The following is a 16,655-nucleotide window of genomic DNA, read 5'->3' as shown; positions in this document are numbered from 1 at the left end:
ATTCTGGATTGCGCTCGCTCATCGCTGCGCCACTGATTCAGGAGAAAAGAAAATGATACGAGCACCACTGGAGCAGGCCTTTGAAACCTGTCAGAAGAATAAATCGGACTGGATGAGCAGCAAGTCAGCACTGGCACGGGCTGAAATGGCGCTGAAAGAACATGAGCTCAGCAGTACTCGTTATGAGGCTGACGCTGTGCAGGCGCTGCGTGATGATATTGACCTGAAAAAATGGGCAGTAAACCAGTCAGCCGGTCGCTACATCCGGTCACATGAGGCCGTGCAGCGTGTCAGCATGCGTCGCCAGCTCCACGCCTTTATGCAGGTCAGTGGCGACGCGCTGGCCGCAGCGCTGGCACCAGAATTAATGCACCTCAGCGAACAACCTGAAATTGTCAGGGAACGGGCTCTCGACCGGGCGGCCGCCAGCATTCGCGAAGCGCTATCAGTCCATCTGGCCAGCGGAAGATATATTCATTATGCGCAGGATGACCGGGATATTCTGACGACCATCGGGTTCCGGCCTGACAGAGCCTCCAGAGGAGACAATCGGGCAAAATATACACCTGAACAGAGTCAGATTTTCATGTGCCGACAGGCCGCGCAGAACCGCAAAAAATCCGCATAAATCACCCCGAAAATACCCGTCTTTTTAAGAAAAATAGCCATGCATGCCTATGCTGCATGGCTTTGCATCCAAAATCCTGAATTTTCCACACCCCGCCGCGCCAGCACTGGCGCTGCCTGAAGCCCTTCATGCACCTGCATTAAAAGCGCTCTCTGAAGCGGGCAGGCGTGGCGGGGAGAGCATTGCGCGCTAAGGCTGCATAAACAAATATCTAGGATGACTTTTTTTTAGCCCGTCCTGTGTAGTAGATTTATGAGTACTAAACCACTATATCTTCAAGGGATCCTGACTATGACTACTACTCCGGATGGATACATTTCATATTTAAAACCCGGCAGTAACAATTGGAAAGCTCTTAGCGAAGAATCATATATTTATTGGCGTGACATTCGAGCGAACAAAGTTATACAGGAAGCAGGCGCACCGCCTCTGCCGCCTCTGCCACCGCTGCCAAAACTACCATTATCTGACATTGACAAAAAAGTTTTAAAAGAAAATCAGAACTATATAAACGATTTTTTACTTCGGTCCTTACAATTCCCAAATCTCTCATTTTTCGCAGGAAGCGGCACATCTCTTGGTGATGTTGGTGGCCCTAGTATGTGGGATCTTTGGGAATGCGCCATGTTGGAAGATCCAGAAGAAAATGAGGAAAGAAAACTTAAAAAAATTGCGTTAAGTGTATGTGAAAAAGTCAAATATACTGATATTGAATATCCTAACATTGAGCATTTCCTCTCAAATTGCGAGGCCTTCCTAGCATTTCACGAAGACAATGAAGTTCTAGATTTTTTGAATGAAGTCAAAACAGTCATATTAAATAAATGTCGATCATTTTTGGAGGATGGAACTAGTGACATTTCTTCTTATGTAAACTTACTCCAAAAAATGGGCAGAAGAAGGGTTAGAGATCCAAGATTAAAAGTATTTACAACTAATTATGACTTAACTTTTGAGACTGCTGCCTCAGAGTTAGGAATGATGGTTGTAGACGGACTTTCATATACTGGCATCAGACGATTCGATGGTAAGTACTTCAACTATGACGTTGTCCATAGAGATGAGAATGAACATGAATTCATAGAAGGAGTGTTTAATCTATTTAAACTACATGGTTCTGTTAGCTGGATACGGAAAGACGGCCAAATATATGAAAATAATACACCATCAGCAACAAATGCTTGTTTGATATATCCTGCGAAAGGAAAATATCAACAAGCATTTATTCAACCTCACCTTGAGTTGCTTTCAAGGCTTTTCGACTTCCTTCGTAAAAAGAATAATTGCCTTGTCATTTCAGGATTTGGCTTTAATGATGATCATCTTTCAGAACCTATTTATTCAGCAATAAAATCAAATCCAAGCATGAGATTAATTGTGGTGGATTTCAAATGCGCCACTCACATAAATAACAATAGTAAAAATGGCTCCAGTAAATACTGGTCATTACTTAAAGAGTTGTCATTATCAGGTTATGATATACATTTTTTAAATGCGTCCTTCAAAGACTTTGTGAATTTAATCCCTAACCTTAGAGCCCTAACACCTGCGGAACAGTTAGCGAAAGCTATCAAACAAGTAGGAGTTAATAATTAAAATGTATAACTCAATTTTACAAAATGGTATTTTAAGAAACTCTTTAAAAGTTGGAGTTATTTCATCAATTTTTGCACAAATGGTCAGAGTTAACCTAGTCTATGCCGGCGAAGTAAGTGGAACCTACATTGAAGGGAGTCGTTATGGAAAAGGGGAAGTTGGTGAGATCTTATTAATCGAAGGGCAACAATCTATAGTTTTAGGTCGGTTGATTGAGGTCAGATTGCCAGAACGTGAACGTGGAGAAGTCTCAGGAGAATCACAGGGCAATAAAAAAGTTGATGCTATTGGTACAATACAACTTCTTGGTACGATTGATGCGTCAAGTTTCCGTGTTGATTCTGGGATTAAAACTTATCCCCGGTTAGGGGACAGGGTATATTCTGCACCATTAGACTTTATTTCATTAATACCTGAATTAATTAACCGAAGCATAGATGATAGTAGTGAAAACAGGATAGGGATCGTTTTAGGTAATATCTCTGGAGGCTCAACAAGTATTGTTACTGTTGAGCCAGACAAACTTTTTGGTCGACATTGTGCAATACTAGGAGCTACTGGTGGTGGGAAAAGTTGGACAACCGCGAAAATTTTAGAGGAATGTGCAACCTACAATAATTCAAAGACTATTATTCTTGATGCGACAAGTGAGTATAGATCTTTTAACTCAGAGCATTGTTCACATTATCATTTAGGTTTACCAATTAATAAAGCCAACGGCTCTCTAGAATTTAGAATCCCCCCGACGGATTTTATGGAATCAGATTTTATTGCCATGTTTGACCCCTCTGGAAAAGTTCAAGGGCCGAAACTGAAAGAAGCGATTAAAAGCCTAAGATTAGTATCTATTGACCCAACTATAGCTACCAATGGAATTTTAAAAAAAATAAAACAAGCTAAAACTGATTACCGTCGTTCAATGAATACTGGTGACAATTCAAAATTAGTTGACAATCCATCTCAACCATTTGATGTTACTAAACTAATACCTCAGATAGTGCAAGAGTGTTGTTTTGATAATGGAGATGAGTCGTGGGGCGCAGCAGCAACTCAAGATCTAAGCTATTGCTCCTCTTTATTAACACGAATACAAGCAGTGACATATGCCAGTTCATTAAAAGCTGTATTTCATGGAGATGCGGGCGTAGCAACACTTGGCGATATACTGCAAAATTTCTTAAGCTCAAATAAAAGAGTTCTTCGTTTATGTTTGAGTGACGTTAGCTATGAATTTTTCGCAAGGGAAATATTAGCAAATGTTATTGGAAGAAAGCTTCTAACCCTAGCAAGACTTGAAAAATTTAGACAAAAACCACTATTAGTGATAGTTGATGAGGCCCATAACTTCCTAGGGAAAAGGGTAGGCTCTGAAGACCACTCTGTTAAACTTGATGCTTTTGAAATGATTGCAAAGGAAGGAAGAAAGTACGGACTCAATATTTGTTTAACCACTCAAAGACCCAGAGATATAACAGAAGGTGTTTTAAGCCAAATTGGCACTTTATTAGTACACAGATTAACGAATGATAGAGATCGAGATGTTGTAGAGAGAGCATGTGGTGAAATAGATAAATCTGCTGCCTCGTTCTTACCAAGTTTAAAACAAGGAGAGGTTGCACTTGTAGGAGTAGATTTTCCTATTCCAATGACAATTCAAATAGCACAGCCTATTTACCCCCCTGAATCTGATTCTCCAGGTTATCGCAAAGTTTGGACAAAATAATTTAGCAGGGTCTTTAGACCCTGTTCCTTTTTGAACTAATGAGTTTAGCAAACTCGAATGGCGTAATATGCTTCTCGGAGTTAGACATTAAATAATCAGCCCACCACTGCACCATTAAGCGACGTTCATCCAAATGCTCAGAGGTGTGAATATAAGCCGCACGTACATTATTGCGCTCAGAGTGGCTTAATTGGCGCTCTATCGCGTCATCGCTCCATAATCCCGACTCGCCTAAAGCCCCACGCGCCATTGTTCTAAATCCATGCCCGCAAACTTCGGTTTTCGTGTCATAGCCCATCGCACGCAATGCGCTGTTTACCGTGTTTTCACTCATAACTTTAGTTGCGTCGTGATCCCCCGGAAATAGCAGCTCTTTATCACCACTAATCTGCTTTAACTGGTCTAACAAAATCATCGCCTGTCGACTAAGCGGAACGATGTGCTCCTCTTTCATCTTCATGCCCCGATACGAGTAGCGCACACCTTTAATTTCTTCACGTTTCGCAGGAACGCGCCAAAGGGATTTATCGAAGTCGAACTCATCCCAACGCGCGAAACGTAACTCACTGGACCGTACAAAGGTAAGTAAGGAAAGCTCGACCGCGATCCTTGTCATTACACGGCCACGATATGCAGCAAGACGGGCAAGAAACTCAGGGAACCGGCTAGAGGGTAAAGCGGGGTAATGTCGGGCTTTGGTTGTCGATAGCGCACCGGCCATATCACTGGCGGGATTAGAGTCGATGTAATCGTTCTGCACGGCATAACGCATAATGGCCGTGACGCGCTGTTGTAGGCGCTGAGCGACGTCGTGTTTACCACTGGCATCAACTTTTTTAATCGGGGCTAACAGGTGGCTGGTTTTGAGCAGGCGAATATCAGACGAACCGATATGAGGGAAGATATAAAGCTCAAGATAGCGAAGAACGCGTGATCGATGGTCTTCACTCCAGCGCTTGTTACTGGCATGCCATTCACGGGCAATGGTTTCGAAAGTATATGCCCCCGAATTCTCGGCCTGAGCTTCTTTCTGTTCGGCTTTAGGATCAATGCCCTGCACTAGCTGCTTTTTAGCTTCGTCGCGCTTTGCTCTTGCCTGCGCGAGCGTCACTGTGGGCCAAACACCAAAAGCGAGGCGATCCTCTTTTTTGTCTGAGGGGCGTCTGTATTTCATGCGCCAGTATTTAGAACCCTTGGCCGAAACCTCGAGATACAAACCGCCGCAATCGGCCATTTTGTAGGTTTTATCTTTTGGCTTTGCGGTCTCGACCTGTCTGGCGTTGAGCTTCATTTGGGGGCACATTTCTAATCGAAGTTAAGATGCCCCCAATTATGCCCCCAATGACATCCGGATTTCAACGGACAACCTCGGACGACTCAGGACGTAAAAATCGCTGCAAGCATTGATTTTTAAGGGATAATTGGACTTTCTCGGATGGTCTTGGAAGTACTAATGGTGCCGAAGGCCGGACTCGAACCGGCACGTATTTCTACGGTTGATTTTGAATCAACTGCGTCTACCGATTTCGCCACTCCGGCACGGAAAGGTATGCGGAAAACGTTGTGGATTATACCTGTCACGCGCCACCATGCAAGCGTCAGTAACCTACTCTCCCACTAAATGTCTAAAAAACCATCGCCTCCCCCTCAAAACCCTTAACCACCGCTAACTCCGCCCCCAGTCAGCGCTTTTTCCCGGAATCCGCCTCGCAAAAAAATGCAACGTGACCGGGTCGGTTTACATTTGCCCTCGTTTGATATGAGATCGCGTTACTGAATCTCGTAACAACGGCCATTGTGCTCAGGGCATCGCTATGCGCTTCTATCAGGTTGAACCTACGCTGGAGAACTACTGGCGCGGGATTATTCTCTTCGGCAAAAACGTCGCGTCCTATAAGTTCGCGCTGGCGCATGCGCTGTACGATCTCAAACCTGAAGGTAGCGATCTGATCTTGCTGGACGATCTGGCTGTGCCGTTCAGCGCTCATCTCTGTCGCCATCTGCAACATGCGCCGAAGCAGATAACCTCGCGCAGCAGCCAGTTTATTACCGCCTGTTCGCAGTTCAATGCGGGGGAAATCAGTCGCGATGCGTTAACCGCCATTACGGTGCGTCAGGGGTTCAACAACGTGATTGATGCCTTCCACAATGTGAATCAGGGCGAGATTGAGAAACGCTTTTTTATCGATGAGCGCAAAACCCACAAAGGCATCCGCCTGACGGAGAATTTTTACCGTCTGGGTGAGCGCTTGCAGTATCAAAACCTTAGCTTTGAAACCAACGCGCGCTGGAGTCTGGTCGAGCAGGCGTGGGCGATGAATATCTCCAGCCAGCTTATCAACGTGGAGTACGACGGTAACGATCAGATGCTGTTTAGCCGCAGCAGCGATCGCCGCGTGGCCATCTCGAGCTGCCGCGATAGCCTCAACGGATACCAGAAGGGGCGCTGCTTCTACTGCTATGCGCCCATCAGCCTACAGCCGGACGATGAACAGTTTGCTGACGTTGACCACTTTATCCCATGGAAAGCACGTGAGCAGGTGCGTAACGTGAATGGAGTCTGGAATCTGGTGCTGGCATGTAAGGAGTGCAATCGGGGCGAGAAAGGCAAGTTCGCGCGTCTGCCGTCCCGCAAGCTGCTTCAGCGCCTGCACGATAGAAACGAGTACTTTATCAATAGCCACCTGCCGCTGCGCGAAACGTTGATTCGGCAAACCGGAACAGCTACGGCACTGCGCGAGAAATTCCTGGCCACCAGCTGGAGCGATGCGCTAAAAGTCCTTTTTCACCAATGGGAACCTGCCGCACAGGGAACGGATACTTTCTGATGACGCTTGAATATTACCAACACCACGCCGACGATTTTTTTAACTCGACGGTAAACGTTGATATGTGTTCGCTCTATACACCGTTTCTGGAGCACGTTCCAAAAGGTGGCCGGATACTGGATGCCGGATGCGGCTCCGGGCGCGATAGCAAAGCGTTTTTACAGCAGGGCTATCAGGTTGAGGCGTTCGACGCGACGGCAGAAATGGCAAAGCTTGCCAGCCAGCATACTGGGCTGTCGGTTAAACAGATAACCTTTAGCGACGTCGATGCCGTTAACCATTACGACGGCATCTGGTGCTGCGCCTCGCTGCTGCACGTTAGCGCCGCCGAGCTGCCGGATGCGATGGCAAAACTGGCGCGAGCGCTTAAGCCCGGCGGCATCTGGTATGTCTCCTTTAAGCATGGTGACGGCGAGCGAGTCAAAGATGGCCGTCACTTTACCGATCTCAATGAACAAGGGCTGAATGCTCTGCTGGCAGGGCTTGCGGGCATCACGCTTGTCGGTTACTGGATGACGGAAGACAAGCGTCCCGATCGCAGCGAGATGTGGTTAAACGCACTGTTACAGAAGCGTTCTTAATCCCCCCTTCCGCCAAGCGCCCCGCCCCCACATGCTCTACACTCTCAGTTCAACACCACACTGAGAGATACACGATGTCCATAATAAAAAGCTACGCCGCGAAAAATGCCGGGGCAGAACTGGAAGTCTGGGAATACGATGCCGGGGAACTGCTGCCGGAAGACGTTGAGGTGAAAGTGGATTACTGCGGGATCTGCCACTCGGACCTGTCGATGATCGACAACGAATGGGGGTTCTCTCAATATCCGCTGGTTGCCGGCCACGAGGTGATTGGTCACGTGGTAGCGCTGGGCAGCGCAGCGCAGAGTAAAGGGCTGAAGATTGGTCAGCGCGTGGGCATTGGCTGGACGGCACGAAGCTGCGGCCACTGCGATGCCTGTATCGATGGCAACCAGATTAACTGTACCGAAGGCTCGGTGCCGACCATCCTCAACCACGGCGGCTTTGCCGATAAGCTACGTGCCGACTGGCAATGGGTTATTCCGCTGCCGGACAACATTGATATCGAAACCGCAGGCCCGATGCTGTGCGGCGGGATCACCGTCTTTAAACCACTGCTGATGCATCACGTTACCGCAACCAGCCGCGTGGGGGTGATTGGGATTGGTGGTCTGGGGCATATCGCTATTAAGCTGCTGCGCGCGATGGGCGCTGAGGTGACAGCGTTCAGTTCCAATCCGTCGAAAGAGCAGGAAGTGCGGGCGATGGGTGCGGACCACGTGGTTAATAGCCGTTCGCCGGAAGCGCTCAAAGAGCTGGCGGGCCAGTTTGATCTGATCATCAACACCGTCAACGTCGACCTGAACTGGCAGCCGTACTTCGAAGCGCTGGCCTCGGGCGGCAACTTCCACACCGTCGGTGCGGTGCTGACGCCGCTGCCGGTACCGGCATTTACCCTGATTGGCGGCGACCGCAGCGTCTCCGGTTCGGCGACGGGTAACCCATTCGAACTGCGTAAGCTGATGAAGTTTGCCGGTCGCAGCAAAGTCGCGCCAATCACCGAGCTGTTCCCAATGTCGAAAATCAACGACGCCATCCAGCACGTGCGTGACGGTAAAGCCCGTTACCGCGTGGTGCTGAAGGCTGATTTCTGATGTTTATCCGGCGGCGTTCTGCCGCCGGTTCTTCTCTTCGTCGTTAAGCTTTTGCGAAGGCTGCGAAGACTTCCGCGACGGCAACGGCACCTGGGTCCGGCACGCCGTTCAGGTTGTCACTGTTCACGTACGATGCGCGCCCCGCTTTCGCTTTTTGCATCGTCGCCGTGCTGTCAGCGCCCTGCTGCGCCGCCGTAATCGCTTCTGCCAGCCCCTTATCACGCAGCGCTTCCAGCGCTGGTTGCAAAGCATCGATCAACGTACGGTCGCCGGGTGCGGCACCGCCGTAGAACTTCATCTGCTTTAACCCGGCCAGTAGCGCATTTGCCAGCGGTTCGCCCTGCGCCAGCGCCTGCCCGGCAGCGGTAAAGAACAGCGACATCAGCACGCCGCTGGAACCACCCATCACGGTTGCCAGACGTTCGCCAATCAGCTGTAGAAGCTGCGCCGGGTTGTTCAGCGGCAGCGCGTTCTGCTTGAGCAGCGTAGCGACATCCTGCGCGCCCAGCGCAAAGGTCGAGCCGGTATCGCCGTCGCCCACTTTAGCATCCAGCGCGTTCAGGCGGCTCTCTAAACCCAACAGCGTCTGGGTAGCCTGTGTCACCAGCGCATGCACTTGCGGGTTCTCCGACGGCTGCGCTTCCAGCGCGTCGTGCACTTTGGCATGCGTCAGGGTTCTCAGCGGCGCAAAGGCCACGGCTTTTACCCAACCGCTGGTCTCAACGTCGGCCAGCAGCGCCTCTTCAATGGCCTGATTCAGGATGATTAGCGATAGCGAGAAGCCCTTCATATCGAGCGAACTGACCAGCGTCGCCGGGCCAATCAGATAGGCTATCTGCTCGCGCATCGCGGAATGCGCAAGCTCTTTGGCGAGCAGCGCCATCTCAAGCTCCGACACGCCGCCCAGGTTGTTGATCAATACCGCCAGGCGGTTGTCACTCACTGAGGCTTTCAAGGCCTCAACCAGCGTGCCGATCAGCTGTTTGCTGTTATGGCTGCTGACCGTCGAAGCACCGGGCTCACCGTGAATGCCAAGCCCCAACTCTACCTGGCCGGGCTTGATGCGATCCTCGGTCTCGCCCCCGGGCAGATTGCAGGTCTCCATCGCCAGTCCAAGGCTGAACACACCGCGGCTGGCCTGTTGAGCTATCTCGTGCACTTCGCTAAGCGATTTTCCCTGCTCAGCCGCGTAGCCCGCCACTTTATGCACCAGCGCCGTGCCCGCAATGCCGCGCGGCTGTTTGTTATCCGGCAGCGCAACGTCGTCGGCGACAATCACCATCTCAACCTTCAGGCCGTAGCGCTTGGCCTTCTCGGCGGCGAGGCCGAAGTTGAGGCGGTCGCCAGTGTAGTTTTTGACGATCAGCAGGCAGCCGCGATCGCCCGTTACCGCCACGATGGCGTTCAGCACCGCATCGACGCTCGGTGAGGCAAAGAGATCGCCGCATACCGCGGCAGTGAGCATACCCCTGCCAACAAAGCCCGCGTGCGCCGGTTCATGGCCGGAGCCGCCGCCGGAGATAATCGCTACCCGGCTTTTATCCCAGTCGCTGCGGGCGACGATACGAATCGCCGGGTCGATATCCAATCGCACCAGGTTCGCGTGAGGTGCGGACAACACTAAGCCTTCAAGCGCATCATCCACAAGGCGTTTACGCTCGTTAAAGAAGAATCTGGACATAACATTCCAAAAAAAAGAAAACCGTATGCAAAGCATAGTCCGCACTGGATAAAGCGCCGCAAAACAGACAATTTACTGCCGCGAGATGTCGTTGTTTTGCCTATACTCGACGCAGAATAAATGGAGGATTACCCATGAGCGCACCTTTGCTTATTGCACGCACCCAGGACAAGCAGCTTGAACTGCTGCCCAATATGGCCAACCGTCACGGGCTGATTACCGGCGCCACCGGCACCGGGAAAACCGTTACCCTGCAAAAGATGGCCGAGTCGTTCTCGGAGATTGGCGTGCCGGTCTTTATGGCAGATGTCAAAGGCGACCTGACCGGCGTGGCAGAGGAAGGTCAGGCCTCTGAAAAGCTGATGACGCGCCTGAATAATATCGGTGTGACCGACTGGGAGCCGCATGCTAACCCAGTGGTGGTGTGGGATATCTTCGGTGAGAAAGGTCACCCGGTTCGCGCCACGGTCTCAGACCTTGGCCCGTTGCTGCTGGCCCGCCTGCTCAACCTCAACGAGGTGCAGTCCGGGGTGCTGAATATTATCTTTCGCATCGCCGACGATCAGGGACTGTTGTTGCTAGACTTCAAAGACCTGCGGGCCATCACCCAGTACATCGGCGATAACGCTAAATCCTTCCAGAACCAGTACGGTAATATCAGCACCGCTTCCGTCGGTGCCATCCAGCGCGGGCTGCTGACGCTGGAACAGCAAGGTGCCGAGCATTTCTTCGGTGAGCCGATGCTCGATATCAAAGACTGGATGCGTACCGACAGCAACGGTAAAGGCATCATCAATATCCTCAGCGCTGAGAAGCTCTATCAGATGCCGAAGCTCTACGCAGCCAGCCTGCTGTGGATGCTCTCCGAACTTTACGAGCAGTTGCCGGAAGCGGGCGACCTCGAAAAGCCAAAGCTGGTGTTCTTCTTCGACGAAGCGCACCTGCTGTTTAGCGATGCGCCGCAGGTGCTGCTGGATAAAATCGAGCAAGTGATCCGCCTGATTCGCTCCAAAGGTGTGGGCGTCTACTTCGTGTCGCAGAACCCGTCGGATATTCCCGATGCGGTGCTGGGTCAGTTGGGTAACCGCGTGCAGCACGCGCTGCGTGCCTTTACGCCGAAAGATCAGAAAGCGGTGAAGACGGCAGCGCAGACCATGCGGGCCAACCCGGCGTTTAATACCGAGCAGGCGATTCAGGAGTTGGGCACCGGCGAAGCGCTGATTTCGTTCCTCGATGCCAAAGGCAGCCCGTCCATCGTTGAGCGAGCGATGGTTATCGCACCGTGTTCACGCATGGGGCCAGTGACCGACGACGAGCGTAACGGTCTTATTAATAACTCACCGCTCTACGGCAAGTATGAAGATGAAATCGACCGTGAGTCTGCATTCGAGATGCTGCAAAAAGGGGTGCAGAACAGCGCGGGCCAGGCGGATGCGCCGCCAGCCAAAGGACAGCAAAGCGCTGATGACGGCATCCTTGGCGGGCTGAAAGATATTATCTTCGGTACCACCGGGCCGCGCGGCGGCAAGCACGATGGTCTGGTGCAAACAGCGGCGAAAAGCGCCGTGCGTCAGGTGACGAACCAGATTGTGCGTGGGATGTTGGGTAGTCTGTTGGGTGGGCGGCGACGTTAGTTCGTCATCGCCGGTTTGCCGGATGGCGGCGTAAACGCCTTATCCTGCCTACAACTCATAGCCCGTGCGAGCGCAGCGACCACGGGATAGCACCGATATTCAAAGGGAAGACAGCAAATTTCAGGCATAAAAAACCCGGCGTCGCATTCACTCGGCCGGGCTACAAGAAAGGTTAGGCTTTTCGCATCATTAGCCAGAGGCTTATCAGGAAGAAGCTGGCGCTTGGCAGCAGCGCCCCGATAATCGGCGGGATACCGTATACCAGCGTCAGCGGGCCGAAGATCTGGTCGAGGACGTAGAATACGAAGCCGAAGCTAATCCCCGTCACCACACGCATACCCATCGGTACGCTGCGCAGCGGGCCAAAGATAAACGACAACGCCATCAGCATCATCACCGCCACGGACAGCGGCTGGAAGATTTTGCTCCACATGTTGAGCTGGTAGCGGCCTGGGTCCTGGCCGCTGGCCTTCAGATACTTCACGTAGTTATACAAACCGCTGATAGACAGCGCATCCGGGTCCAGTGCCACCACGCCAAGCTTATCCGGCGTCAGCGTGGTTTTCCAGGTCCCGCTCACGGTCTGCGAACCGGTAATTTGTTTTGGGTCAGTCAGATTGGATTCATCAACCTGTGACAAACGCCATTCCTTCAGCTCCGGATCAAACTTCGCGCTCGCGGCGTAGCGTACAGACTGCAAACGACGTTCATTATTGAAGGAATAAATACTCACACCGCCGAGTTCATCGGTGCCCTTCAGACGTTCGATATAGACGAAGCTGTGGCCGTCTTTCGCCCACATGCCCTGCTGTGTAGAAAGCAAAGAGCCACCGTACATCTGCTGAGCACGGTAGTTACGCGCCATCTGCTCACCCTGCGGAGCTACCCACTCGCCCATCGCCATGGTCAGCAGCACCAGCGGGATGGCGGTTTTCATCACCGACAACGCCACCTGCATACGGGTGAAGCCGGAAGCCTGCATCACTACCAGTTCGCTACGCTGAGCCAACATCCCCAGCCCCAGCAGCGCGCCGAGCAACGCCGCCATCGGGAAGAAGATCTGTACATCTTTTGGCGCGCTCAGCAGAGTATAGAGACCAGCGCCCAGCGCGTCATAGCTCCCCTGCCCGGCCTTTTTCAACTGGTCAACGAACTTGATAATGCCAGACAGAGATACCAGCATGAACAGCGTCATCATGATGGTGGTGAAAATGGTTTTGCCGATATAGCGGTCAAGTACACCAAATGGCTGCATTATACCGCTCCTTTATGCATGAAACGGGCGCGGAAACGGCGCATCGGCACGGTATCCCAGAGGTTTAGCACCACGGCCAGCGCGATATACGCCAGGTTGACCGTCCACATCCAGATCGCCGGGTCGATTTTGCCTTTGCCCGCATTCGACTTCAGCGAGGTTTGCAGCAAGAAGAACACCAGATACAGCAGCATGGCTGGCAGCATAGAGAGTACGCGGCCCTGACGTGGGTTTACTACGCTGAGCGGCACGACCATCAGCGCCATGATAAAGACCGTCAGTATCAGCGTTAAGCGCCAGTGCAACTCCGCGCGGGCACGGTCGGTATCCGTCTTCCACAGCGTACTCATATTCATCTGTTCAGTATCGGTCGGGTCAGCAGCTACGGCCTGATGCCCCACAATCGCCTGATAATTTTTAAAATCGGTAATGCGGAAGTCACGCAGCATGGCGGTCCCTTCAAAGCGCGTTCCCTGATTTAAGGTCACCACCTGAGAGCCGTCTTTACGCTGAGAGAGCTGGCCGGTATCAGCGACCACCACGGAAGGACGCGCCGAGCCTTTCGGGCGAAGCTGCGCCAGGAAGACGTCATGGAAGTTTGCGCCATTGACGCCTTCAATGAATAACACGGCGTTACCGTCGGTAGACTGCTGGAACTGGCCCTGCGCCAGCGCCGCCATGCCGGGGTTCGCTTTAGCCTCGGCCAGAACTTCGCCCTGATGGCGAGACGACCACGGCCCAGCCCACATGACGTTAACGGCCGCGACAATACCGGTGAACAAGGCGAGTACCATTGCCGCTTTCACCAGCACCGCTTTACTCAGGCCGCAGGCGTGCATCACCGTGATTTCACTTTCGGTATACAGTTTACCCAGCGTCATCAGGAGACCGAGGAACAGGCTCAGCGGCAGGATAAGCTGCGCCATTTCAGGCACGCCGAGCCCGAGCAATGAGAGCACGAGGTTTGTCGGGATATCACCATCGACCGCCGCGCCGAGGATCCTCACCAGTTTCTGACAGAAAAAGATCAAAAGCAGGATGAAGAGGATGGCAAGCTGGCTTTTTAGCGTTTCCCGCACCAGATATCGTATGATTATCACTATAAATACGCCCGTAAAAACCCGTCTTATTGCAGGAAAATAGCTTGTTTCATGGCTTAAACGTCATTTATTCTCTTGAGTCGTCGAAAACATCGCTAAGATTAAATGACTCAGCGGTTTCACGTTTCAGGACATCGTCTGACGTGCCAGGACCGTAATAACGTTAAGATTAACACGAAGTCACCGCAACAGCGGAAATGAGTTACGTAAGCTTGCAATTCTATCCGTAGCCACCGCCGTTGTCTTTAAGATTCAGGAGCGTAGTGCATGGAGTTCAGTGTAAAAAGTGGTAGCCCGGAGAAGCAGCGGAGTGCCTGTATCGTCGTGGGCGTATTCGAACCACGCCGGCTTTCTCCCATCGCCGAACAGCTCGATAAAATCAGCGACGGCTATATCAGTGCGCTGCTGCGTCGCGGCGAACTGGAAGGCAAACCGGGGCAGACCTTATTGCTGCACCACGTACCGAACGTGCTGTCAGAACGCATTCTGCTGATTGGCTGCGGCAAAGAGCGCGAGCTCGACGAACGCCAGTACAAGCAGGTCATTCAGAAAACCATCAATACCCTGAATGATACCGGTTCAATGGAAGCCGTCTGCTTCCTGACCGAACTGCACGTTAAAGGCCGCAATAACTACTGGAAAGTACGCCAGGCGGTTGAGACGGCAAAAGAGACGCTGTACAGCTTCGACCAGCTCAAAACCAACAAAAGCGAGCCGCGTCGCCCGCTGCGTAAAATGGTCTTCAACGTGCCAACCCGCCGTGAACTGACCAGCGGCGAACGTGCTATCCAGCACGGTCTGGCCATTGCAGCCGGTATCAAAGCGGCGAAAGACCTCGGCAACATGCCGCCAAACATCTGTAACGCGGCTTATCTGGCCTCTCAGGCGCGTCAGCTTGCGGACAGCTACAGCAAAAACGTCATTACCCGCGTCATCGGCGAACAGCAGATGAAAGAGCTGGGTATGCACTCCTATCTCGCGGTCGGCAACGGTTCGCAGAACGAATCCCTGATGTCAGTCATCGAGTATAAAGGCGTGGCTTCCGAAGACGTTCGTCCTATTGTGCTGGTAGGTAAAGGCCTGACCTTCGACTCCGGCGGTATCTCCATTAAGCCTGCCGAAGGCATGGACGAGATGAAGTACGACATGTGCGGCGCAGCGGCGGTGTACGGCGTGATGCGGATGGTCGCGGAACTGCAATTGCCAATCAACGTGATCGGCGTGCTGGCGGGCTGTGAAAACATGCCTGGCGGACGCGCGTATCGTCCGGGCGACGTGCTGACCACCATGTCCGGCCAGACCGTTGAAGTGCTGAACACCGACGCCGAAGGCCGTCTGGTGCTGTGCGACGTACTGACCTACGTTGAACGCTTCGAACCGGAAGCGGTTATCGACGTGGCGACCCTGACCGGTGCCTGCGTCATTGCGCTGGGCCATCACATCACCGGCCTGATGTCGAACCACAACCCGCTGGCGCACGAGCTGATTGGCGCGTCCGAGCAGGCAGGTGACCGCGCGTGGCGTCTGCCGCTGGGCGATGAGTATCAGGAACAGCTGGAGTCTAACTTCGCGGATATGGCGAATATCGGCGGCCGTCCTGGCGGTGCGATCACCGCGGGTTGCTTCCTGGCGCGCTTTACCCGTAAGTACAACTGGGCGCACCTGGACATCGCCGGCACCGCATGGCGTTCCGGCAAGGCCAAAGGCGCAACCGGTCGTCCGGTGGCGCTGCTGTCGCAGTTCCTGCTGAACCGTGCGGGTTTTAACGGCGAAGAGTAATACGATATCGAGCCTGCGACATGTAGGCCTGATAAGCGCAGCGCCATCAGGCGTTGACGCACAATCGCCGGATGGTGGCGTAAACGCTTTATCCGGCCTACATACGGCAATAAATCGCAGGCCCGGCACGCCGGGCTCTGCATTTAAATCCATCACAAGAAGCCCCATATATGAAGAATGCGACGTTCTATCTTCTGGACAATGACACCACCGTCGACGACCTCAGCGCCGTCGAGCAACTGGTGTGTGAAATTGCCGCAGAACGTTGGCGCGCGGGCAAGCGCGTGCTGATCGCCTGCGAAGACGAGCAGCAGGCCATTCGCCTGGATGAAGCCCTGTGGAGCCGTCCTCCGGACAGTTTTGTGCCGCATAATCTGGCGGGCGAAGGCCCAAGAGGCGGTGCGCCGGTGGAGATAGCCTGGCCTGCCAAGCGCAACAGCAGCCCACGGGATATATTGATAAGTCTGCGGGTAAACTTTGCAGATTTTGCCACCGCTTTCACAGAAGTGGTAGACTTCGTCCCTTACGAAGAAACTTTGAAACAACTCGCCCGCGACCGCTACAAAGCCTACCGCGTGGCTGGTTTTAACCTGAATACGGCAACCTGGAAATAATGGAAAAGACATATAACCCGCAAGATATCGAACAGCCGCTTTACGAGCACTGGGAACAGCAGGGCTATTTCAAGCCTAACGGCGACGAAAGCAAAGAGTCCTTCTGCATCATGATCCCGCCGCCGAACGTCACCGGCAGTTT

14 protein-coding genes and 1 tRNA gene are annotated in these 16,655 nt (G+C 52.5%); 10 read left to right on the top strand and 5 right to left on the bottom strand.

Features of this window, described 5'->3' with window-relative positions; all coding sequences use genetic code 11:
• The first annotated feature begins 52 nt into the window (after positions 1–52).
• The 3 genes from RDN66_RS03800 (at position 53) to RDN66_RS03790 (ending at position 3,947) form a co-directional block, all read left to right on the top strand.
• Complete coding sequence (locus RDN66_RS03800; protein ID WP_308537566.1) at positions 53–628, top strand: phage polarity suppression protein; 576 nt, start codon at positions 53–55, stop codon at positions 626–628.
• A 291-nt stretch (positions 629–919) separates the two neighbouring features.
• Entirely contained in the window at positions 920–2,224 is a 1,305-nt protein-coding gene (locus RDN66_RS03795) for an SIR2 family protein (RefSeq protein ID WP_308537564.1), read from the top strand.
• A gap of 1 nt (position 2,225) precedes the next feature.
• Positions 2,226–3,947, top strand: a complete 1,722-nt coding sequence (locus RDN66_RS03790) for an ATP-binding protein (RefSeq protein WP_308537563.1) — start codon at positions 2,226–2,228, stop codon at positions 3,945–3,947.
• Positions 3,948–3,960: 13 nt separating this feature from the next.
• On the opposite strand, the gene RDN66_RS03785 is transcribed toward RDN66_RS03790, so the two are convergent.
• The gene (locus RDN66_RS03785) at positions 3,961–5,238 is read right to left on the bottom strand and encodes an integrase arm-type DNA-binding domain-containing protein (RefSeq protein ID WP_308537562.1); all 1,278 of its coding nucleotides are present in this window, start codon (positions 5,236–5,238) and stop codon (positions 3,961–3,963) included.
• Between the two features lie 163 nt (positions 5,239–5,401).
• Positions 5,402–5,486 (bottom strand) — tRNA-Leu (locus tag RDN66_RS03780).
• Between the two features lie 275 nt (positions 5,487–5,761).
• On the opposite strand from RDN66_RS03780, the gene RDN66_RS03775 reads away from it, so the two are divergent.
• The 3 genes from RDN66_RS03775 to RDN66_RS03765 all read left to right on the top strand — a co-directional run bounded on the left by RDN66_RS03775 (position 5,762) and on the right by RDN66_RS03765 (position 8,450).
• Positions 5,762–6,775, top strand: a complete 1,014-nt coding sequence (locus tag RDN66_RS03775) for an HNH endonuclease (protein ID WP_202216660.1) — start codon at positions 5,762–5,764, stop codon at positions 6,773–6,775.
• Entirely contained in the window at positions 6,775–7,356 is a 582-nt protein-coding gene (locus tag RDN66_RS03770; protein WP_202216661.1) for a class I SAM-dependent methyltransferase, read from the top strand. Before RDN66_RS03775 ends, RDN66_RS03770 begins: the two co-directional genes overlap by 1 nt.
• Positions 7,357–7,430: 74 nt before the next feature.
• Positions 7,431–8,450 carry an NAD(P)-dependent alcohol dehydrogenase gene (locus RDN66_RS03765; RefSeq protein ID WP_123651094.1) on the top strand — a complete coding sequence of 340 codons (1,020 nt, stop codon included), beginning with the start codon at positions 7,431–7,433 and terminating at the stop codon, positions 8,448–8,450.
• 43 nt (positions 8,451–8,493) lie between these two features.
• Here the strand turns inward: RDN66_RS03765 and RDN66_RS03760 are convergent, their stop codons facing one another.
• Positions 8,494–10,131: a dihydroxyacetone kinase subunit DhaK gene (locus tag RDN66_RS03760; protein WP_202216662.1), complete on the bottom strand. Its 1,638-nt coding sequence runs from the start codon at positions 10,129–10,131 to the stop codon at positions 8,494–8,496.
• Positions 10,132–10,265: 134 nt separating this feature from the next.
• On the opposite strand from RDN66_RS03760, the gene RDN66_RS03755 reads away from it, so the two are divergent.
• Entirely contained in the window at positions 10,266–11,765 is a 1,500-nt protein-coding gene (locus RDN66_RS03755) for a helicase HerA-like C-terminal domain-containing protein (protein WP_035892791.1), read from the top strand.
• Positions 11,766–11,937: 172 nt separating this feature from the next.
• On the opposite strand, the gene lptG is transcribed toward RDN66_RS03755, so the two are convergent.
• The gene (lptG, locus tag RDN66_RS03750; protein WP_035892789.1) at positions 11,938–13,020 is read right to left on the bottom strand and encodes an LPS export ABC transporter permease LptG; all 1,083 of its coding nucleotides are present in this window, start codon (positions 13,018–13,020) and stop codon (positions 11,938–11,940) included.
• Positions 13,020–14,120, bottom strand: a complete 1,101-nt coding sequence (gene lptF, locus RDN66_RS03745; protein WP_308537561.1) for an LPS export ABC transporter permease LptF — start codon at positions 14,118–14,120, stop codon at positions 13,020–13,022. The genes lptG and lptF overlap by 1 nt, the downstream gene beginning before the upstream one ends.
• Positions 14,121–14,387: 267 nt before the next feature.
• Here lptF and pepA point away from each other — a divergent pair, with 267 nt between their 5' ends.
• The 3 genes from pepA to RDN66_RS03730 all read left to right on the top strand — a co-directional run.
• Positions 14,388–15,899, top strand: a complete 1,512-nt coding sequence (pepA, locus tag RDN66_RS03740) for a leucyl aminopeptidase (RefSeq protein WP_035892787.1) — start codon at positions 14,388–14,390, stop codon at positions 15,897–15,899.
• A 170-nt stretch (positions 15,900–16,069) separates the two neighbouring features.
• Positions 16,070–16,513: a DNA polymerase III subunit chi gene (holC, locus tag RDN66_RS03735; RefSeq protein ID WP_035892786.1), complete on the top strand. Its 444-nt coding sequence runs from the start codon at positions 16,070–16,072 to the stop codon at positions 16,511–16,513.
• The coding region (locus RDN66_RS03730; RefSeq protein WP_308537565.1) for a class I tRNA ligase family protein at positions 16,513–16,655 on the top strand (143 nt) is incomplete at its 3' end. The genes holC and RDN66_RS03730, both read left to right, overlap by 1 nt.

This window comes from uncultured Kluyvera sp. (assembly GCF_902485085.1).
Lineage (GTDB): Bacteria > Pseudomonadota > Gammaproteobacteria > Enterobacterales > Enterobacteriaceae > Kluyvera > Kluyvera ascorbata.
This window is presented reverse-complemented; position numbering and strand designations above follow the sequence as displayed.

Bases quoted from the DNA above. Each gene is read 5' to 3' on its own strand.
- RDN66_RS03755 (WP_035892791.1), top strand. From the start codon at position 10,266: ATGAGCGCACCTTTGCTTATTGCACGCACCCAGGACAAGCAGCTTGAA.
- RDN66_RS03795 (WP_308537564.1), top strand. From the start codon at position 920: ATGACTACTACTCCGGATGGATACATTTCATATTTAAAACCCGGCAGT.
- lptG (WP_035892789.1), bottom strand. From the start codon at position 13,020: ATGCAGCCATTTGGTGTACTTGACCGCTATATCGGCAAAACCATTTTC.
- RDN66_RS03770 (WP_202216661.1), top strand. From the start codon at position 6,775: ATGACGCTTGAATATTACCAACACCACGCCGACGATTTTTTTAACTCG.
- RDN66_RS03800 (WP_308537566.1), top strand. From the start codon at position 53: ATGATACGAGCACCACTGGAGCAGGCCTTTGAAACCTGTCAGAAGAAT.
- holC (WP_035892786.1), top strand. From the start codon at position 16,070: ATGAAGAATGCGACGTTCTATCTTCTGGACAATGACACCACCGTCGAC.
- pepA (WP_035892787.1), top strand. From the start codon at position 14,388: ATGGAGTTCAGTGTAAAAAGTGGTAGCCCGGAGAAGCAGCGGAGTGCC.
- RDN66_RS03775 (WP_202216660.1), top strand. From the start codon at position 5,762: ATGCGCTTCTATCAGGTTGAACCTACGCTGGAGAACTACTGGCGCGGG.
- RDN66_RS03785 (WP_308537562.1), bottom strand. From the start codon at position 5,238: ATGAAGCTCAACGCCAGACAGGTCGAGACCGCAAAGCCAAAAGATAAA.
- RDN66_RS03790 (WP_308537563.1), top strand. From the start codon at position 2,226: ATGTATAACTCAATTTTACAAAATGGTATTTTAAGAAACTCTTTAAAA.
- RDN66_RS03760 (WP_202216662.1), bottom strand. From the start codon at position 10,131: ATGTCCAGATTCTTCTTTAACGAGCGTAAACGCCTTGTGGATGATGCG.
- RDN66_RS03765 (WP_123651094.1), top strand. From the start codon at position 7,431: ATGTCCATAATAAAAAGCTACGCCGCGAAAAATGCCGGGGCAGAACTG.